The 19,525-nt window shown below is 72.6% G+C and carries 13 protein-coding genes; 9 read left to right on the top strand and 4 right to left on the bottom strand.

All coding sequences use genetic code 11. The annotated features are described in order from the left end of the window. Positions 1 to 188 precede the first annotated feature (188 nt). Together ACIOC1_RS21135 and ACIOC1_RS21130 are read right to left on the bottom strand one after the other, a co-directional pair. A complete protein-coding gene (locus ACIOC1_RS21135; protein ID WP_355339147.1) occupies positions 189 to 980 on the bottom strand; it encodes a TetR family transcriptional regulator in 792 nt (263 codons plus the stop codon). A 166-nt stretch (positions 981 to 1,146) separates the two neighbouring features. Next, a complete protein-coding gene (locus ACIOC1_RS21130) occupies positions 1,147 to 2,985 on the bottom strand; it encodes a 3-hydroxyacyl-CoA dehydrogenase family protein (RefSeq protein WP_401856013.1) in 1,839 nt (612 codons plus the stop codon). A gap of 427 nt (positions 2,986 to 3,412) precedes the next feature. Between ACIOC1_RS21130 and ACIOC1_RS21125 the strand changes: the two genes are divergently transcribed. Next, positions 3,413 to 4,012, top strand: a complete 600-nt coding sequence (locus ACIOC1_RS21125) for an adenylosuccinate lyase (protein ID WP_401856109.1) — start codon at positions 3,413 to 3,415, stop codon at positions 4,010 to 4,012. Between the two features lie 30 nt (positions 4,013 to 4,042). On the opposite strand, the gene ACIOC1_RS21120 is transcribed toward ACIOC1_RS21125, so the two are convergent. Further along, the gene (locus ACIOC1_RS21120) at positions 4,043 to 5,110 is read right to left on the bottom strand and encodes an Rv2578c family radical SAM protein (protein ID WP_401311538.1); all 1,068 of its coding nucleotides are present in this window, start codon (positions 5,108 to 5,110) and stop codon (positions 4,043 to 4,045) included. Positions 5,111 to 5,254: 144 nt separating this feature from the next. On the opposite strand from ACIOC1_RS21120, the gene ACIOC1_RS21115 reads away from it, so the two are divergent. After that, the gene (locus ACIOC1_RS21115; protein WP_355339159.1) at positions 5,255 to 5,701 is read left to right on the top strand and encodes an SRPBCC family protein; all 447 of its coding nucleotides are present in this window, start codon (positions 5,255 to 5,257) and stop codon (positions 5,699 to 5,701) included. Positions 5,702 to 5,934: 233 nt separating this feature from the next. After that, positions 5,935 to 8,424: a DHA2 family efflux MFS transporter permease subunit gene (locus tag ACIOC1_RS21110; protein WP_391049549.1), complete on the top strand. Its 2,490-nt coding sequence runs from the start codon at positions 5,935 to 5,937 to the stop codon at positions 8,422 to 8,424. Positions 8,425 to 8,681: 257 nt separating this feature from the next. Here the strand turns inward: ACIOC1_RS21110 and ACIOC1_RS21105 are convergent, their stop codons facing one another. Beyond that, a complete protein-coding gene (locus tag ACIOC1_RS21105; protein WP_355339162.1) occupies positions 8,682 to 10,388 on the bottom strand; it encodes an MFS transporter in 1,707 nt (568 codons plus the stop codon). A gap of 282 nt (positions 10,389 to 10,670) precedes the next feature. Here ACIOC1_RS21105 and ACIOC1_RS21100 point away from each other — a divergent pair, with 282 nt between their 5' ends. The 6 genes from ACIOC1_RS21100 to ACIOC1_RS21075 all read left to right on the top strand — a co-directional run bounded on the left by ACIOC1_RS21100 (position 10,671) and on the right by ACIOC1_RS21075 (position 19,453). Continuing rightward, complete coding sequence (locus ACIOC1_RS21100) at positions 10,671 to 13,184, top strand: SpoIIE family protein phosphatase (RefSeq protein ID WP_401856012.1); 2,514 nt, start codon at positions 10,671 to 10,673, stop codon at positions 13,182 to 13,184. Between the two features lie 224 nt (positions 13,185 to 13,408). Then, positions 13,409 to 14,131, top strand: a complete 723-nt coding sequence (locus ACIOC1_RS21095; RefSeq protein WP_391163647.1) for a methyltransferase domain-containing protein — start codon at positions 13,409 to 13,411, stop codon at positions 14,129 to 14,131. Between the two features lie 97 nt (positions 14,132 to 14,228). After that, a complete protein-coding gene (locus ACIOC1_RS21090; protein WP_188281247.1) occupies positions 14,229 to 15,062 on the top strand; it encodes a M55 family metallopeptidase in 834 nt (277 codons plus the stop codon). Next, positions 15,055 to 16,425: a M20/M25/M40 family metallo-hydrolase gene (locus tag ACIOC1_RS21085; protein WP_401856010.1), complete on the top strand. Its 1,371-nt coding sequence runs from the start codon at positions 15,055 to 15,057 to the stop codon at positions 16,423 to 16,425. The genes ACIOC1_RS21090 and ACIOC1_RS21085 overlap by 8 nt, the downstream gene beginning before the upstream one ends. After that, positions 16,422 to 18,416 (top strand): LpqB family beta-propeller domain-containing protein, encoded by a 1,995-nt coding sequence (locus ACIOC1_RS21080; protein WP_401856008.1) that lies wholly within the window; start codon positions 16,422 to 16,424, stop codon positions 18,414 to 18,416. The genes ACIOC1_RS21085 and ACIOC1_RS21080 overlap by 4 nt, the downstream gene beginning before the upstream one ends. Positions 18,417 to 18,529: 113 nt before the next feature. Continuing rightward, complete coding sequence (locus ACIOC1_RS21075; RefSeq protein WP_355339518.1) at positions 18,530 to 19,453, top strand: LD-carboxypeptidase; 924 nt, start codon at positions 18,530 to 18,532, stop codon at positions 19,451 to 19,453. The last annotated feature ends 72 nt before the right edge of the window (positions 19,454 to 19,525 follow it).

Here is a 19,525-nt window from a genome sequence, read left to right as displayed (position 1 = left end):
CGTCACGGTATGGCACGCAGTGCCAGTCGTAAAGACACTGCGTGCCAAAAATTTGTCTCACGTGTCACCGGGACGCCACAAACGAGCGGCAGCGGCCGACCGGGGTTCCGGTCGGCCGCTGCCGTGGTTGCGGGTGCGGTGGGGCGGGCGCTCGGGCGCCGGGCGGGCGCCGACGGCACCCGGGGCGCTCAGGCGCGGCGCAGGGCCTGCTCTATCGTCCGCAGGATCTCGGCCGGGGAGGCGTCGGTGCGGGCGACCGCGACCACCACCTCACCCTGCCGCGACACGGTCGCCGCAGGCTCCACCGCGACCCGCGACGGTATCCGGCCCGCGCCGATGCCGCTGCCGAAGGTGGCCTTGATGACGTCGAAGGCGTGGTTGAGCTGCGCCTCCACATCGCCCTTGCCGTCATTGCGCAGCCAGCGCCGCAGGACGTGATTGTGCGCCGCGACCACCGCGGAGGCGGCCACCTCGGCCAGCAGCGGGTCGTCGTCGCCGTCCCGGTGCGCGCCCTCGTCGAAGTGGCCCAGCAGATAACGGGTGAACAGCCGCTCGTACCGGGCCACCGAGGCGATCTCGCGCTCCCGCAGCGTCGGCACCTCGCGGGTCAGCCGGTACCGCTCGACCGACACCTCCGGCATGTACGCGTACATCCGCAGCACCTCGGTGATGCCCCGGCACACCGTGTCCAGCGGGTGCTCGTACGGCTCCGCGGAGTCCAGCACCGCCTGCACCCGTACCAGCGTGTCGTCGTGGTCCGGGAAGATCGCCTCTTCCTTGGAGCGGAAGTGCCGGAAGAACGTACGGCGCGCCACCCCGGCCGTCGCCGCGATGTCGTCGACCGTCGTGGCCTCGTAACCCCGCTCGGCGAACAGGTGCATGGCCGCCGACGCGAGGTCCTGGCGCACCCGGTGGCGCTGGGCCGCGGCGCGGCGGCCGTTCGCGGTCTCAGGTGGGTCGGACTTCGCGGGCTGGGACATGTGGGGAACGTAACACGGCGCGGCCCCCCGTCCGGCGGCCGGGGGGAAACGTCCCCAGTCCGCCGGACGACCGCGGTCCGACCTGCGCTCACGCCCGCCGGACGGCGCGCCGCCGGTGTCGGCGCGGCGCTCGGTGCCGTGCCCTGTTCCGCTGCCGGGGCGCGCCTCAGCGCCGGGCATACTCGCGGAAGCCGCGGCCGGTCTTACGGCCCAGGCAGCCCGCGGACACCAGGTGTTCCAGCAGCGGCGCGGGCGCCAGGCCCGGATCGCGGAACTCCTCGTGCAGCACCTGCTCGATCGCCAGCGACACGTCCAGGCCCACCACGTCGAGCAGCTCGAACGGGCCCATCGGATAGCCGCCGCCGAGCTTCATCGCCGCGTCGATGTCGTCCACGCTCGCGTAGTGGTCCTGGACCATCTTCACCGCGTTGTTGAGGTACGGGAACAGCAGCGCGTTCACGATGAAACCGGCCCGGTCGCCGCAGTCCACCGCGTGCTTGCGGACCGCGCCGCACACCTGGTGCACCGTCGCCCGCACGTCGTCCGCGGTCAGCACCGTGTGCACGACCTCGACCAGCTTCATCGCGGGCGCCGGGTTGAAGAAGTGCATTCCGACGACGTCCTGCGGGCGCCCGGTGGCCCGCGCGACCGCGACCACTGGCAGCGACGAGGTGGTGGTGGCCAGCACCGCGCCCGGCTTGCAGACCTTGTCGAGCGTCTGGAAGAGCTGCTGCTTGACCGCCAGATCCTCCGCCACCGCCTCCACCACCAGGTCGGCGTCGGCGAAGGAGTCGTACGAACCGGACGGCGACACCCGCGCCACCGCCGCGTCCCGCTGCTCCTGGGTCAGCCGGCCCTTGGTGACCGAGCGGTCCAGCGACTTCGCCAGCCGCGCCACCGCCGATTCCGCCTTCTCCTGGGTACGGGCGGCCACCACGACGTCGAAGCCCGCCTTCGCGAAGACCTCGGCGATACCGGTCGCCATCGTGCCGGAACCCGCGACGCCCACCGCGCGCACCGGCCGCCCGGCCGGCCGGGTGTCCCCGGCGCCCGGAGTCTCCGCGTCCGGCACCACGACCGCGCTGCCCGGCGCCTGGTAGCTGTAGAAACCGCGGCCCGACTTACGGCCCCGCAGCCCGGCCGCCGTGAGCTGCTTGAGCACCGGCGCGGGGGCGTGCAGCCGGTCGTGGGACGCCTCGTACATCGCCTCGAGGACGGTCGTGGCGGTGTCGACGCCGATCAGGTCGAGCAGCGCCAGCGGGCCCATCGGCAGCCCGCAGCCCAGCCGCATCGCCGCGTCGATGTCCTCGCGGGTGGCGTACCGCGCCTCGTACATCGCCGCCGCCTGGTTGAGATAGCCGAACAGCAGGCCGTCGGCGATGAAGCCCGGCCGGTCGCCGACCGGCACCGGCTCCTTGCCGAGGCTCCGCACGAGGGCGGTGACGGCCGCCGTGGTCTCCGGCGACGTCAGGACCGTCGACACGACCTCGACCAGCTTCATCGCGGGCGCGGGCGCGAAGAAGTGCAGCCCCAGCACCCGGTCGGGGCGGGAGGTCTCGGCCGCCAGCCGGGTCACCGACAGGGCGTTCGTGCCGGTCGCCAGGATCGCGTCCGGCTTGGCCAGCCGGTCAAGCTCGGTGAAGACCTCGCGCTTGATGTCGTAGCGCTCGTCGACCACCTCGATCACCAGATCCGCCTCGGCGGCGGCCCGCAGATCGGGGAACGTACGGAAGCGGGCCAGCGCGTCGCCGCGCTCCGCCTCGGTGCTCCGGCCGCGCTCCATGGCGCGCGCCGTGGAACGCTCCAGCGCCGTGACCGCGCGGCGCGCCGCGCTCTGGTCGATGTCGATGCCGATCACCTCGTGACCGGCGCGGGCCATGACCTCGGCGATGCCGGTGCCCATGGTGCCCAGGCCCACGACGGCGACGGTCGCCAGGGGCGCCGCGCTCGGGGCGGGGGGTGAGGATGCGGTCGCTGACGATGAGGGTGTGGACGGACGGTCCATCGCGTGACTCCAGACGCTGGGGAGACCGGAGCGCGCCACGCGCGCACACGGCTGAAGGAGTGAGGTGGAGTCGCGGGCCGGAAGTGCAGGGGTGCGTGCCCGCGCGAAGAGATAGGCGAGCCCTGTCCCGGGGCCGCGCCGCGATGATGCCGAACCGACGAGTGTTCCCGTCCACGGCGGCTGCGTCACCGACCACCGTGCACGTCCCCCGAGCGTAACCGGCGAGTAACTTCCCCGCCAGTCCTGTGCCCATGTGATCTGCGCCGCCCCCATCTGAGCGCCCCACCCCCACCGGCCGCTGGCCCGGGAACGACCGATCCGCCCCGCCGGGGCGGGGCAGCCGCAGATCAGACACAGCCTCGCGCCCCTGAAAAGATCGGCTCGCCGTCCGAACGCAGTGGGTGTGCCGCGTCAGGGGCGCGGGGAACTGAGCGGCCCACCCCCACCGGCCGGTGGTCCGGGAACGACCGATCTGCCCCGTCGGGGCGGTAACGGGCAACTCGGCTCCTACAGTGGGGAGATGGACGTCGAGACCCGTGAACGCCTCGCTCGCAAGCTCACCGCCGTGGGCGAACCGTTGGAGGTGAGGGAGGCGGCCGCCGTGGAGTTGGCGGAGGCGGGAGACCGGCGGGCGTTCGAGACGCTGGCGTTGTTGCTGAACTACCGGGACGAGTCGCGGGCGAGCCGCGCCGCCGAGGCGCTGGCGCGGCTGGCGGACCCGCGGACCGGGCGGGCCGCCGCCGCGCTGGCCACCAACGAACTGCGGGTCGCGTACGCGCTGCCCGCCATCCGCCTCCTGGTCCGGATGCGGGCGCCCGAGGCCGTACCGGCCCTCACCACCACCCTGGAGCGGCTGCTCGCCCGGCCGACCCCCGCGCCCCACGAACGCATCGCGCTGGCCTGCGTGGAGGGCCTGGGCGCACTGTGCCCGCGGCAGGCGCCCCCCGCCGCCCGGCACGCGCTGCGCGCCGCGACCGCCCACCCGCCACTGGCCCCGGCCGCCCGCGCGGCGCTGGCCGACGCCTAGGGCCTGACGCCTGTCCGGAACCGCGCGAGGTCATAGCAGCGTGAGCTGGGTGTTCTCCGCGGCGGGCCGTGCCGCCGGCACCTGGTCGCCGGACACACCCGCCTCCGGCTCGCCCGGCTTCCGGAAGCGCCGCGTGCCCTCGCGATGCGCGGGCCCGCAGCCGAACTCCGTGGCGAATTCGTGGACTTGGCGGGTGACCCGGCGCTGGTACCACGTCGGGGCGTACGCGCCGCCCGCGTACATCGTCTCGTAGCGCCGTACGAGATGCGGGTGGTGCCGGCCGAGCCACGCCATGTACCACTCGCGGGCGCCCGGCCGCAGATGGAGGACCAGGGGCGTGATCGATGCGGCGCCCGCCGAGGCGATGGCGCGGACGGTGGCCCGCAACTGCTCGGGGGAGTCGCTGAGGAAGGGCAGGACGGGCGCCATCAGCACGGTGGGCGGCAGCCCGTTCGCCCGCAGGGTGCGGCAGACCGCCAGCCGGGTCTCGGGGGAAGGCGTACCCGGTTCCACGCTGCGCCACAGCTCGCCGTCGGTGAAGCCGACCGACAGGGCGATGGACACATCGGTGACGCCGGCGGCCTGCCGCAGCAGTTCCAGGTCGCGGAGGATCAGCGAGCCCTTGGTGAGGATCGAGAAGGGGTTGGCGCGGTCGCGCAGCGCGGCGATGATGCCGGGCATCAACTGATACCGGCCCTCCGCGCGCTGGTAGCAGTCCACGTTCGTGCCCATCGCGATGTGCTGGCCCTGCCAGCGCGCCGACGCCAGCTCCCGGCGCAGCAGCTCCGGCGCGTTGGTCTTCACCACGATCTGCGAGTCGAAGTCGATCCCGGTGTCGAGATCGAGATAGCTGTGCGTCTTGCGCGCGAAGCAGTACACGCAGGCGTGGCTGCACCCGCGGTACGGGTTGACCGTCCACTCGAAGGGCATGCGGGACGCCCCCGGCACCCGGTTGATGATCGACTTCGCCCGTATCTCGTGGAAGGTGATGCCGCGGAAGCCCGGCGTGTCGAAGGTCCGGGTGACCGCGTCGGCGCCGAACAGCGCGGGCGCGCCACCGGCCGCCGCGTCGTCACCGCTCAGATGGTCCCAGCGCATCGCGCCCTCCTCCGGTTGTCTCCGGCCGGCCGTCTCCGGTCGCCCGTCCGTCCACAATAGAACACAGATTCGATAAGCGCGTGTGGTTGGCTTGTGCGGCGCGCCGGGAAGGCGCGCGACCTGGCACGGACCTGAGGAGAAGTCATGGCGCTGGTCGAGGCCACCACGGAGCGGATCGTCGACGCGGAGCCGGAGCGGGTGTACGCCGCCGTCGCCGACTACGCGGGCACCCGCGGCCGGGTGCTCCCTGAGCAGTTCAGCGAGTACGAGGTCCGGGAGGGCGGCCACGGCGCGGGCACCGTCGTCCACTGGAAGCTCCAGGCCACCAGCAAGCGGATCCGCGACTGCCTCTTCGACGTCTCCGCGCCCGCCGCGGACACGCTGGTCGAGACCGACCGCAATTCGACGCTCGTGAACACCTGGACGGTCACCCCGTCGGGCGAGGGCCGCAGCAAAGTCGTCGTCGTCACCACCTGGCAGGGCGCGAGCGGCGTCGGCGGCTTCTTCGAGCGCACCTTCGCGCCCAAGGGCCTCGGCCGTATCTACGACGCGCTGCTCGCCTCGCTGGCCGCCGACGTAGAGAAGAAGTGAGGCGCCGAGCGGAATGGGGCCGAGCGGAATGGCGCCGAGCGGAGTGGGGCCGAGTGGAGTGAAGTGAGGGGAGTGCACCGCGGGGGAGTGAAGTCCCTTACGGTGCCGCTGGTTTCGTGATCGTTCACTGATACGGGTGGTTTCGCGTACTTCCTGAGAATCGTCGCGCTTGCTCGTCGTTGTCGCTTAATGCGGGAAACGGTGGCCAGGCAGGCGCGACGAGGGGAGTGGCAGTGGGTGGCAGCACGCTGATCGAGCGTCCGGCGGCCGTGGACGACGAACGGCCGGGGGAGGGGACCGGGGGCGCGGCCGAGGAGGCGGGCGGCGCCTCGGGACCGCCCGGCGGCAACGGCGCCGCGGTCGACCTCACACCGCGCCGGGTCCGGCTGGTCTTCGTCGGCCTGATGCTGGCGCTGCTGCTGGCCGCGCTCGACCAGATGATCGTGGCCACCGCCCTGCCGAAGATCGTCGGCGAGCTGCACGGCCTCGACAAGATGTCCTGGGTCGTCACCGCCTATCTGCTGGCGTCCACGATCGGACTGCCGATCTACGGCAAGCTCGGCGACCTCTTCGGCCGCAAGATCGTCTTCCAGTTCGCGATCATGACCTTCGTCATCGGCTCCGCGCTGGCCGCGTGGTCGCGCACCATGGACGAACTCATCGCCTTCCGCGCCATCCAGGGCATCGGCGGCGGCGGACTGATGATCGGCGTGCAGGCGATCATGGCCGACATCGTGCCGCCGCGGGAACGCGGGCGCTACATGGGCCTGATCGGCGCCGCCTTCGGCCTCGCGTCGGTCGCGGGGCCGCTGCTCGGCGGCTTCTTCACCGACCACGCCTCCTGGCGCTGGTGCTTCTCCATCAACGTGCCCTTCGGCCTGGTCACCCTCGTCGTGATCAGCCTCGTGCTGAAACTCCCCAAGCCCGCCGTCCGGCCCCGCCTCGACGTGCTCGGCGCCCTGCTGCTGGCCGTCGGCTCCACCTGCCTGGTGCTCGTCACCACCTGGGGCGGCTCCAAGTACGGCTGGCAGTCCCGGGAGATCCTCGGCCTCGGCGCGGGCGCCGTGGTCAGCGCGCTGCTCTTCGTGCTCGTCGAGCGGTTCGCCGCGGAACCGGTCATCCCCTTGCGGCTGTTCCGCGACGGGGTCTTCAACACCACCGCCCTGATCGGCGGGATCGTCGGCGTCGCCCTGTTCGGCGCGGCCAGCTATCTGCCGACCTTCCTCCAGATGGTCGACGGCGCGAGCGCCACCGGATCGGGGCTCCTCATGCTGCCGATGATGATGGGCGTCGTCCTCGCCTCCATCGTCGGCGGGCAGTTGATCAGCAGGACAGGGCGCTACAAGATCTTCCCGATCATCGGCGGCGCCCTGTCGACGGCCGGCATGTATCTGCTGTCGTTGATGGACGCCGACACCCCGCAGGCCGAGTACAGCGTCTACATGGCCGTACTCGGTCTCGGCATCGGCCTGATGCTGCCCGTGCTGGTGCTCGCCGTGCAGAATTCGGTGCGCCCCACCGACATCGGCGCGGCCACCAGCGCCAACAACTACTTCCGGCAGATCGGCGGTTCGGTCGGCGCGGCCGTCTTCGGCACGCTCTTCGCCGACCGCCTCGCCAAGCGCCTCGCGGTCGAACTCCCCAAGGGCGCCCACCTGCCCGACGCCCAGTCGGTCACCCCCCAACTGGTCCGCACACTCCCCGCGGCTGTGCGCGACGGGTACGTCAACGCGTACGCCGAGGCCATGCCGCGGATCTTCCTCTACCTGGTGCCGGTGCTCGCGCTCGGCTTCCTCTTCGCCTTCCTCCTCAAGGAGAAACCCCTGGTGACCCAGCACGGCCCCGCTTCCCCGACGACCACGTACGACGGCGACACCGCCACCGACACCCTCACCGGCGCCGACGGCGCGCCCGGCTTCACCGTGACCGACTCGGCCGTGCCGGGCGCCCGCAAGAGCTACGCGGGCGGTGTGCCCGTGTGCGGCACCGTCCAGCACTCCGACGGCAGTTCCGTCGGCCGCGCCGCGCTCACCCTGATCGACGTCACGGGACGGCAGATCGGCCGCGGCGCGACCACCGAGGACGGCCGGTACGCGCTGAGCACCCCGGGCAGCGGCAGCTATGTGCTGATCGCCGCCGCAGGCGGCCACCAGCCGCAGGCCGTCAGCATCACCGTCGCCGACCGCCCGGTCGAACTCGACGTGGTGCTCGGCGGCGCCGGACGTCTGGCGGGCGCCGTGCGCACCGCGGACGGCACCCCGGTCAGGGACGCCATCGTGACCCTGACCGACATCCGCGGCGACGTTGTGGCCACCTCCCGCAGCGGACGTGAAGGCGCCTACGTCCTGAGCGAGTTGGTGGCGGGCGAGTACACGCTGGCGGCCAGCGCGCCCGCCTTCAGGCCCGCCGCGCTGCCGGTGTCGGTGCAGGCGTCGCGGGAGACCCGGCAGGACGTGGAGCTGGCGGGCGGCGCGGTGCTGCGCGGGACCGTACGCGCCCCCGGCGGGCGGCTGGTCGAGGACGCGCGGGTCACGCTGCTGGACGCGGCGGGCAATGTCGTGGACTCGGTCACCACCGGCCCCGACGGGCACTTCCGGTTCGTGGACCTCGCCGCCGGTGAGTACACGGTGATCGCCGCCGGTTACCCGCCGGTCGCCACCGTCCTCCAGGTCGCGGGCGGCGGCAGGACCGAGCGGGACCTCCAGCTCGGACACGCCGACTAGGGCCTGTCCGGCGGATACGTCGGTCACGCCGGATACGTCGGTCACGCCGACGAGGACCGTGCCGCCGCCGTACCCGCCGTAGACGCGCGGCCGTATCCACCGCCGTACGGAACGGGCAGTGACCCTTACTCCACAAGAGTGAGGGTCACTGCCCGTTGGCGTTCCCGGTCACCGCGGCCGTCGGGCGCCGGTCGGCGGGTCGGACAGCAGGCCGTGCAGGTGGGACAACAGGCCGTTCAGGTCGGACAGCCGGCCGGTCAGCGCCCGGCCGGTGCCGCGCCGTCCGGCCTGCCGCTGCCGTCCACGTCGTTCTTGTTGCACTGCGTGCCGCGGATCAGCGCGTACGTGCCGCCGATCCGGTACGTGCCGGGCGAGGGCGCGTACAGCCGCGTCCAGTCGCCGTCCTGGATGAGACAGCCGTGCTTGTTGTCGTTGGCGCCCTCGATGCCCAGCACCGGGGACCACGGGATGCGCAGGATCACCGAGCCGCTGGTCGGCATCGTCACGGTCAGCTCGGCCGGACTCGCCTCGTCCACGATCGCGGGCGGATCGGCCAGCGGATCGGCGTTCGCGACCCTGTAGAGCTTCCAGTAGTCGTCGTGCCAGACCGGCGTCAGCCAGCTCTGGCCCGCCGCCACGATCTTCGCCTCGGCCACCGCCGCGCCGTCCGGGGTGTCCGACGGCAGCACCACGTATCCGACGCTCCAGCGCTGGAGCCACTGCCGGTAGGTCTCCGCGGTCAGCGTGCCGTCGTAGAAGAGCGGATTGCGCTCGACGTCCGCCTGCCGGTTCCAGCCGCGCGCCAGGTTGACGTGCGGGGCCAGGCCCGACGCCTCCCAGTGCGAGCGCAGCGGTACGACCTCGACCCGGCCCTTGTCCGCGCGCACCTTGGTGAGCTGCGCGATCAGCGGCGCCGCGTGCTCGACCGTGGACGAGGGCGCCGAGGTGTTCACCAGGTCCACCACGGGCTTGGAGATCTGCCAGCCCGCGACGCCCAGGAAGGCCAGGTAGAGCATCAGCGCCATCCGGCCGCCCCTGGTCCACGCCATGGCCACGATCAGCAGCACGGTGCCGCCGAACAGCAGGGCCAGCCGCTCCACATTGCTGCCGATCGGCGACGGGATGACGTACGTCAGCGCGACACCGGCCGCGTAGATCCAGCTGCCGACGCGTACGACGCGCCATTCGCGCGGCACCACCAGGGCGATCGCCACGGCCGTGGCGAAGGGGATGATGGCGAAGAACCACTTGAAGGGCTGCACCCCGTAGAAGGGGAAGAGCAGCGAGGTCGCGCCGACCACCAGGGGCGGGCAGACCGCCATCACATACGCGTCCTTGCGGCGCCCGGTGAGGAACAGCGCCGCCGCGACCACCAGGATGAAGAGACCCGCGACCGGGCTGCACATGGTGGCCAGCGCGCCCATCAGCGTGGCGGTCAGCACCCGCGGGGTGCGGCGCGCGCCTACCGGCGGGTCGGTGGGGAACAGCAGCAGCGTGGCGATCAGACCGAACAGGACGCCCAGCGCGAAGGTGACCCGCCCGGAGAGCACGTCACCCCAAAGAGCGAACGCCGTCCACAGCGCGGGCAGCATCGGGCGCTTGATCCGGGCCCGGATCAGCAGTAGCGTCGCCGCCGTCGTGGACAAGGTGCCCGCGATCACGGCGGTGGTCCGCACCCCGAGCCCGGCCATGATGTACGGCGACAGAATGCTGTACGACGCGGGGTGCATGCCGCCGTACCAGGACAGGTTGTACGAGGCGGAGGGGTGGGCCCTTATGAAGTCCGTCCAGGCGTACTGCGCGGCCATGTCGCCGGAGTCCTTGGCCAGGAAATAGGCCCAGATCACATGCAGGACCGCGGCGAGCACCGTGGCGGCCACGACAGGATTGCGCAGGTCGACCCGCCGGAAAAGGGCCCCCGGTCCCCTCATGGCGGTCCAGCGCGCAGGCTGCCAGGTGGTCACGTGGCCTCTTCCAGTCGCGGATGCGGTGCGCCCCGGCCGGCATCCCTTCCGGCGAGGGGGTCGAACTCCACCGACGTGAGAGAGTTCGAACAGAGGGTTTGGACGCTAGCACGGGCAGTTTGGTTGCTCGCGCGCGGGCGTGCGCCCGGATTCGTACTTTCCCTCCCCTGGCACCCGGACCGGTCGTACCGTGGTTAACGGCATCGTAGATCTTGTGCCGGGGCGGTTCCCACCGCACTCCGGCCCCGGACCGCGGGGCCGAGGGAAGGAGCCCGACGAACCATGGACCGCCGTCAACCGCCGGAGCCGTCCGGACGTATCCCGCTCGCGGTGATCGTCGTGGACGCCGCCGGGCTGGTGTCGCACTGGAGTACGGGTGCGCGCCGGCTGTTCGGCTGGACACGGGAAGAGGCCGTCGGGCGGAACGCGCTCGACCTCTTACCGGTGGGCGGCGCACTCGACGTGCCCCCGGACGCGGCCCCGGGCGGCGGCACGGCGGGCACCGCGTACCCGTACGACGTCACCGGGCCCGACCTGGAGTCCTCGCTGGCCGGTGCCAGTTCCTACCCGACGGCGGGGCGCGCCCGGTTGTACGACTGCGTGCGGCGCACGGACGCCGACGGGGACGGGCGCGTCCCCCTGGACGTGCTGTGGTGGGCCTACCCGCTGGTCGGTCCGGGCCCCGAGCGGCTGCTCGTGCTGGCCACCGACGCCTCTTCCGCGGCCGGTTCCTCCGCCGCTGCCGGGACGCCCTCCGCGATGGCCGACCCCGACGCGGCGGCGACCGACAGGTCGGGGGCGGCGGACTGCTCGGAGCGGATAGCGCCCGGCTTCGCGCTGCACACCGAATTCCCCGGCTCCGACCAGCTCGCCAGGCAACTGCCCGAGATCCTGCCGAGCATGAATCCGCTGGAGAGCGGGCGGATCGTGGCGCAGGTGCTGGAACTGGGCTATCCGGTGCTGGAGATAAGCCAGCACGACCGGGTGCCGGTCACCCCGGACTGGGGCGTGCCGCGCCGGGCCGAGCGGCAGGCCAGACGGCGCGCCGCCGAGGCCGCCGCGGCGGCCGACCCGCGGGCCGTCCCGGCCGACGAGTTGGCGCCCGACCTCGAATACGCGGCGGTCCGCGAACACCTCGAATTCCTCAACGAGGTGAGCGGCCGGATCGGCACCTCGCTGGATCTGGCCAGGACCATTCAGGAAGTCAGCGCGGCCGTCGTGCCGCGCTTCACTGATGTTGCGGGCACATATCTGCGCGAGCAGGTGCTGGCGGGTGAGGGCTTCCCCGACGGGCCGCCCGACGTCACCACCATGTGGTACCGCGTGGCGGTCGAGCACACCGACGAACCGGGCCGCTGGGACGACGTGGTGCCGGTCGGCGAGTCCATGCCCTTCCCCGCGCAGACGCCGTTCTTCCAGTGCATGACCACCGGCGACCCGGTGCTGGTGCCGCGGATCAGCGAGCCGATGGGCAACGCGATCGCCGCGCAGTTCCCCAAGCGCGACATCAGCCCGCTGATCAACAACCGCTCGATGCTCGTCGTCCCGCTGAAGGCGCGCGATGTGGTGCTGGGCTTCATGATCCTGCTGCGCCACCGCGAGCGGGCGGTGTTCAACGACATGGACCGCGTGACGGGCGCGGAACTGGCCGCCCGCGCCGGGCTCGTCCTCGACAACGCGCGCATGTACACGTATCAGGAGAATGTCGCCGACACCCTCCAGGACAGCATGCTGCCGCACATCGCGCCGCGGATGCCGGGGTGTGACGTGGCGACCCGCTACCTGCCGGGCGAGCGGCTGGGCCGGGTCGGCGGCGACTGGTTCGACAGCATCAAGCTGCCCGGCTCGCGGCTGGCGCTGGTGGTCGGCGACGTGATGGGCCACGGGCTGAACTCGGCCGCGATGATGGGCCAGTTCCGTACCGCCGTGCAGACCATGGCCGGGCTCGACATGCCACCGGCCCAACTGCTGCGCAATCTGGACGACCTGGCGCAGCGGCTCGGCGAGCAGTATCTGGCGACCTGCCTCTACGCGGTCTACGACCCGGTCGAGTCCGATCTGCTGATCGCCAACGCGGGACACATCCCGCCGGTGCTGGTCCGCGCCGTCGACGGCCGCAGCGAGCTGCTCGACGTGCCCACGGGCGCGCCGCTGGGCGTCGGCGGGGTGCCGTTCGAGACGGTACGGGTGCCGGTCGCGCCCGGCGACCGGCTCATCCTGTGCACCGACGGCCTGGTGGAGGTGCGCGGCCAGGACATCGGCACCGGTCTGGCCGCGCTGTGCGAGAGCGCCGCGCACCCGGCCGCGTCGATGGACGACGCCTGCGACACGATCATCCGCGCGCTCAACCCGCGCGGCGGTCGCAAGGACGACGTGGCGCTGCTGATGGCCCGGCTCAACGGCATCCCGCGGCACGACGTGATGACCTGGGAGCTGGAGCCGGACCCGCGCGAGGTGGCGCGGGCCCGCCGCCTGGTCCGCGAGACGCTGCTCGGCTGGGACCTGGTGGAGATGTCGGAGACGGCGGAGCTGCTGGTCGGCGAGGTGGTCACCAACGCGGTGCGGCACGCGCACACCCGGCGGATCGGGCTGCGGCTCGTCCGCGCGGGCGCGCTGCTGTGCGAGGTGACCGACGACGACCACGCCGTCCCCGTCCTGCTGAGCGCCGGGCCCGACGACGAGGGCGGGCGCGGCATGCGGATCGTCAGCAGGCTCGCCCGCGAGTGGGGGACCAGCCGCTTCGCGCAGGGCAAGTCCGTCTGGTTCGAGCAGCCGCTGCCGGGCCGGAGCCGCTGATCCCGCCGGCGCGGTCGGTTCCGTCCGAGGCGTTCAATACGCCGCTGCCGTCGATTCCGTCCGAGGCGTCGGTTCCGTCCGTGGCGTCGATGACGTCGGCGCCGTCGATTCCGCCCGGGCCGTTGACTCCGAAGTGACGGTCCGGTAGCTCCTGATGCGGGCACGGTCGGCGGCCGTGCCTGTGCCTTTTCTACGATCGCGGTCCTGGGGAGTGGTGAGTACGCGTGAACGTGTCCAGCGGGTATGAGCAGGCGTGGGAGAGTTTCTGGCAGGACGCGCCCCACGAGCCCGGCGGAGTCTTCTGGGACTGCGACCCCGAGCTCGCGGCGGAACAGCACTACCCGCACTTCCGGGCGTACTTCGACCCCGGCCTTCCGGTGGTGGACCTCGGCTGCGGGAACGGGACGCAGACCCGCTTCCTGGCCGAGCGGTACGACCGGGTGGTCGGCGTGGACCTCTCGCGGGAGGCGATCGACCGGGCCAGGCGCGACGATCCGCACGGGGCGGCGGAGTACCAGCGGCTGGACGCGGTGGACACCGACGCGGTGGAGCGGCTGCACGAGGAGATCGGCGATGCCAACGTCTACATGCGCGGGGTGCTGCACCAGTGCGAGCCGGAGGACCGCGGGCGGCTGGCGGACGGCATAGCGGTGCTCACCGGGCACCGCGGCCGGGCCTTCGCGCTGGAGCTGGCGGAGGCGGCCAAGCCGGTGCTGATGGGGCTCGCGCAGGGGCCCGCCGGACCGCCGCAGAAGCTCGGGGCGATCTTCGCGCACGGCATCGCGCCCGGCGAGGTGTCGGACGCGGCGCTGCCCGGATTCTTCCGGGCCGCCGGGCTCGAAGTGCTGGCCGACGGTGAACAGCCCCTGGTGACAACGGAGTTCAGGGTGGACGGGACACGCATAGAGATACCGTCGAAATGGCTGGTGGCGGGCCGTACCGGCTGATTCCCCCACCCGCTTCACTGGTCTGGACCACTGAAGTTATCCACAGGCCGGGCCCGGCCCTGGTGCGCCCTCCGGCCGCCGCGTAACGTGACGCAACATGAAGATCCTGATCTCGGCGGACATGGAAGGCGCGACGGGTGTCACCTGGCCCGCCGACGTGCTGCCCGGCAGCGAGCAGTGGCAGCGCTGCCGCCATATGTTCACCTCCGACGTCAACGCCGCCGTCGCGGGCTTCTACGACGGCGGCGCGGACGAGGTGCTGGTCAACGAGGCGCACTGGACCATGCGCAATCTCCTGCTGGAGAAGCTGGACGAGCGCGCCCAGATGCTCACCGGCCGCCACAAGGACCTGTCCATGGTCGAGGGCGTCCAGCACGGAGACGTGGACGGCATCGCCTTCGTCGGCTACCACACCGGCGCCGGGACCGAGGGCGTCCTCGCCCACACCTACCTCGCCAACTCCATCACCGGCGTGTGGGTCAACGGCGTCGCCGCCAGCGAGGGCAGGCTCAACGCGCTGGTCGTCGCCGAGTACGGCGTCCCCGTGGTGCTGGTGACCGGCGACGACAGGACCGGGATCGACGCCGAGGGCTACGCGCCGCAGGCCCGTACCGTCGCGGTGAAGGACTACGTGTCGCGTTACGCGGCCGTCTGCCGCCCGCCCGCGCGCACCGCCGCCGACATCAGGGCCGCCGCCAAGGACGCCGCCGCGCTGGCCGTGCGCCACGAGCCCGCGCAGGCCGGGCCCTTCACCGTCGAGCTGGAATTCGACGCCGTCCACCTGGCCGGGGCCGCCACCGTGGTGCCCGGCGTGGAGCGGACGGGGGAGCGGCGTGTCGCCTACACGCTGCCCACGATGTACGAGGGCATCAGAGCCTTCAAGGCGGTCACCACACTCGTGTCGCAAGCGGTGGAGGAGCAGTATGGCTGAGCGGACCGCCGAGCGAGACGTCCGGCACGACGCCGTGGACGCGCGGGCACTCGACGAGGTCGTGACCTTCACGTCCGACCTCATCAGGATCGACACCACCAACCGCGGCGGCGGCGACGGCAAAGAACGGCCCGCCGCCGAATACGTCGCCCAGCAGCTCTCCGACGCCGGGATCGCAGCGCAGATCGTGGAATCCGCGCCCGGCCGCGCCAACGTGCTCGCCCGGATCGCGGGCAGCGACCCGGCCGCCGACGCGCTGCTCGTCCACGGCCACCTGGACGTCGTGCCCGCCGAGGCCGCCGACTGGACCGTGCACCCCTTCTCCGGCGAGATCAGGGACGGCGTCGTCTGGGGCCGCGGCGCCATCGACATGAAGAACATGGACGCGATGGTGCTCGCCACCGTCCGCGCCTGGGCCCGTACCGGACACCGCCCCACCCGCGACATCGTGCTGGCCTTCACCGCCGACGAGGAGGACAGCGCCTCCTACGGCTCCGGCTTCCTCACCGAGAAGCACGCCGACTTCTTCGAGGGCTGCACCGAAGGCATCAGCGAATCCGGCGCCTTCACCTTCCACGCCGGCGACGACCTGCGGATCTATCCCGTCGCCGCGGGCGAGCGCGGCACCGCCTGGCTCAAGCTCACCGCACACGGCAAGGCGGGCCACGGCTCCAAGGTCAACCGGGACAACGCGGTCAGCCGACTGGCCGCCGCCATCGCCCGGATCGGCGAGTACGACTGGCCCGTCCGCCTCACCGCCACCGTCACCGCCGCGCTCACCGAACTGGCCGCGCTCTACGGCGTCCCCGCCGACCAGGCCGCCCTGGACGACGTCGACACCCTCCTCGAACGGCTCGGCGCGGCGGCCGACCTGGTCAGGCCCACCGTCCGCAACAGCGCCAACCCGACGATGCTGCAAGCCGGTTACAAGGTCAACGTGATCCCCGGCTCCGCCACCGCCTACGTCGACGGACGCATGCTGCCCGGCGCCGAGGACGAGTTCGCCGCCACCATGGACCGGCTCACAGGACCCGACGTCGACTGGGAGTTCCACCACCGCGAGATCCCGCTCCAGGCCCCGGTCGACTCCCCGACCTACGCCGCGATGCGCGAGTCGCTGGAACACTTCGACCCGCAGGCGCACGTCGTGCCCTACTGCATGTCCGGCGGCACCGACGCCAAGCAGTTCTCCCGGCTCGGCATCACCGGCTACGGCTTCTCACCGCTGCGGCTGCCCCCAGGCTTCGACTACCAGGCGCTCTTCCACGGCGTGGACGAGCGGGTGCCCGTCGACGCGCTGCACTTCGGCGTCCACGTCCTCGACCGCTTTCTGCGCGCCACGGGAACGGAGGCCGGAGCGTGACCACGACCACCGGGAGCACCACCCCGCACGGCGCCTGGCCCTCGCCCGTCGACGCCACCACGGCCGCCGCACACGACGGCAGCCCCGAATTCGTCGGCATCGTCGGCGACGACGTCTGGTGGACCGCGCCCCGCCCCGCCGAAGGGGGCCGCCGCGCGCTGATCCGCCGCAGGCCCGACGGCACCGAGGAATGCCCGCTGCCCGCGCCGTGGAACGTCCGCAGCCGCGTCATCGAATACGGCGGCACCCCCTGGGCGGGCGCCGTCGTGGACGGCGCCCCGCTGGTGGTCTTCGCCAACTTCGCCGACCAGCGGCTCTACGCCTTCCGCCCCGACGAGCCGCAGACCCCGCCGCGCCCGCTGACCCCGGTCGGCGCCGTCGGCGGCGGACTGCGCTGGGCCGACCTGACACTGCACCGCGAGCGCGGTGAGGTCTGGGGAGTCCTGGAGGAGTTCACCGGCGACAAGCCCACCGACGTACGCCGCGTGCCCGCCGCCGTACCGCTCGACGGCTCCGCCGCCGACGACCGCGCGGCCGTACGCGAACTGGCCGCCGCCACCCACCGGTTCGTCACGGGACCCCGCCTGTCGCCCGACGGCACGCGGGCCGCCTGGACCGCCTGGGACCACCCGCTGATGCCCTGGGACGGCACCGAACTGCGGATCGCCGACGTCACCGCCGACGGCACCTTCACCGCCGCCCGCACCCTGATCGGCGGCCCCGAGGAATCCGTCACCCAGGTCGGCTGGGCGGCCGACGGCACCCTGCTCGCCGCCACCGACCGCACCGGCTGGTGGAATCTGCACCGCGTCGACCCGGCCACCGGCGAAGCCGTCAACCTCTGCGCACGCCAGGAGGAATTCGGCAACGCGCTGTGGAAACTCGGCCACCACTGGTTCGCCCCGCTCGACGACGGCCTGATCGCCGTCCTGCACGGCGTCGGCGCCCTGCGGCTCGGCCTGCTCGACCCCGCCACCGGCGAGGTCACCGACGCCCCCGGGCACTGGACCGAGTGGAATGCGACCCTCGCCGCGTCCGGCAGCCGCGTCATCGGCGTCGCGGGCAGCGCCCGCACCTCGTACGAACTGGTCGAGCTGGACGTCAAGACCGGCCGCACCCGCGTCATCGGCAGCGCGCACCACGACACGGTCGACCCCGCCTACGTTCCCGACGCCCTGGCCAGGACCTTCACCGGCCCCGGCGGGCGCGAGGTGCACGCGCAGGTCTACCCGCCGCGCAATCCGCTGGTCACCGCCGAGGGACCCGCGCCCTACGTCATCTGGGTGCACGGCGGACCCACCAGCCGCGCCGCGATGGTCCTCGACCTGGAGATCGCCTACTTCACCTCCCGCGGCATCGGCGTCGCCGAGGTCAACTACGGCGGCTCCACCGGTTACGGCCGCGCCTACCGCAACCGGCTGCGCGAACAGTGGGGCGTGGTGGACGTCGAGGACTGCGCCGCCGTCGCAGAGGGGCTGGTCGCCGAAGGCGTCGCCGACCCCGCGCGGCTGGCCATCCGCGGCGGCAGCGCCGGCGGCTGGACCAGCGCCGCGGCCCTGACCACCACCGACACCTACGCCTGCGGCACCGTCATCTACCCGATCCTCGACCTGCGCGGCTGGTCGCGGGAGGGCGGGGAGACGCACGACTTCGAGTCGGAGTACCTGGAGTCGCTGATCGGGCCGCTCGACGAGGTGCCCGAGCGCTACCGCGACCGCTCGCCCGTGCACCACGGCGACCGGATAGACGTGCCGTTCCTGCTGCTCCAGGGCCTGGACGACGTGATCTGCCCGCCCGTGCAGTGCGAGCGGTTCCTGGAGGCCGTCGCCGGACGCGGCATCCCGCACGCGTATCTGACCTTCGAGGGCGAGAGCCACGGCTTCCGCCGCCTGGACACCATGGTCACCTGCCTGGAGGCCGAACTCGCCCTCTACGGGCAGGTCTTCGGCTTCACGCCGGAGGGCGTCGCGCCGCTGGAGCTGCACACATGACGGAGAGTTCTACGGCTGCCGCTGCCGCCTCCTCCGCTTCCGCCGCCGACGCCACTGCCGGACGGGGCTCCGGGGGCGGACCGCGGCAGGCGGCCGGTCCGGTCGGCGGGCCGGTGCCCGCGCTGATCCGCCCCCGGCGGCTGGCGCCCGGCGACCGGATCGGCGTCGTGGCGCCCAGCGGTCCCGTACCGCGCGAACGCCTCGACGCGGGCCTCGACATCCTGCGGAGCTGGGACCTCGACCCCGTCGTGGCACCGCACGTCCTGGACGACCACCCCTCCGGCTACCTCGCGGGCACCGACCGGGCCCGCGCCGACGACCTCCAACAGGCGTGGTGCGACCCGTCGTTGGCTGCCGTGCTGTGCGCCCGCGGCGGCTACGGCGCGCAGCGCATGGTCGACCTGCTCGACTGGGACGCCATGGGCGCGGCCACGCCCAAGGCGTTCATCGGCTACAGCGACATCACCGCGCTCCACGAGGCGTTCGCGACCCGGCTCGGCCTGGCCACGCTGCACGGCCCGATGGCGGCGACCGAGACCTTCCTCAAGGACGGCCCCACCCAGGACCACCTGCGGCGCACCCTCTTCACGCCCGACGAGACCCTGACGCCCACCTCCCCGACCGCCCGCACCCTCGTACCGGGCCGCGCGGCCGGGGTCACCCTCGGCGGCTGCGTCAGCCTGCTCGCCTCCGACCTCGGCACCCCGTACTCCCGCCCGTCCGCCGCGGGCGGCATCCTCGTCCTGGAGGACATCGGCGAGGAGCCGTACCGACTCGACCGCATCCTCACCCAACTCCTGCGCTCCGGCTGGCTCGACGGCGTCGCCGGAATCGTCCTCGGCTCCTGGCAGGACTGCGGCCCGTACCCCGCCGTCCGGTCCCTGATGACCGACCTCCTCGGCGGCCTCGGCGTACCGATCGTCGAGGAATTCGGCTTCGGCCACTGCGAGTCCACGCTGACCGTGCCGCTCGGGGTGCCCGCGGTGCTGGACGCGGACGCGGCGACGCTCACGTACGAGGTGCCCGCGCTGGTGTGAGGCGGCGCCGGGAGTTCTTACGGAGCGCTGACGCCCCGGCCGGGCCCGGCCCATCGGCCCGGCCGGGACCGT

The sequence above is a fragment of the Streptomyces sp. NPDC088197 genome, from assembly GCF_044741185.1.
Taxonomy (GTDB): Bacteria; Actinomycetota; Actinomycetes; order Streptomycetales; family Streptomycetaceae; genus Actinacidiphila.
The sequence above is the reverse complement of the archived record's forward strand: the minus strand, read 5'-3'. Positions and strand labels throughout refer to the sequence as shown.

What these genes read in the sequence shown, in the direction of transcription:
- ACIOC1_RS21135 (WP_355339147.1), bottom strand. Translation starts at nt 980, where the DNA reads ATGTCCCAGCCCGCGAAGTCCGACCCACCTGAGACCGCGAACGGCCGC.
- ACIOC1_RS21130 (WP_401856013.1), bottom strand. Translation starts at nt 2,985, where the DNA reads ATGGACCGTCCGTCCACACCCTCATCGTCAGCGACCGCATCCTCACCC.
- ACIOC1_RS21120 (WP_401311538.1), bottom strand. Translation starts at nt 5,110, where the DNA reads ATGCGCTGGGACCATCTGAGCGGTGACGACGCGGCGGCCGGTGGCGCG.
- ACIOC1_RS21115 (WP_355339159.1), top strand. Translation starts at nt 5,255, where the DNA reads ATGGCGCTGGTCGAGGCCACCACGGAGCGGATCGTCGACGCGGAGCCG.
- ACIOC1_RS21100 (WP_401856012.1), top strand. Translation starts at nt 10,671, where the DNA reads ATGGACCGCCGTCAACCGCCGGAGCCGTCCGGACGTATCCCGCTCGCG.
- ACIOC1_RS21090 (WP_188281247.1), top strand. Translation starts at nt 14,229, where the DNA reads ATGAAGATCCTGATCTCGGCGGACATGGAAGGCGCGACGGGTGTCACC.
- ACIOC1_RS21085 (WP_401856010.1), top strand. Translation starts at nt 15,055, where the DNA reads ATGGCTGAGCGGACCGCCGAGCGAGACGTCCGGCACGACGCCGTGGAC.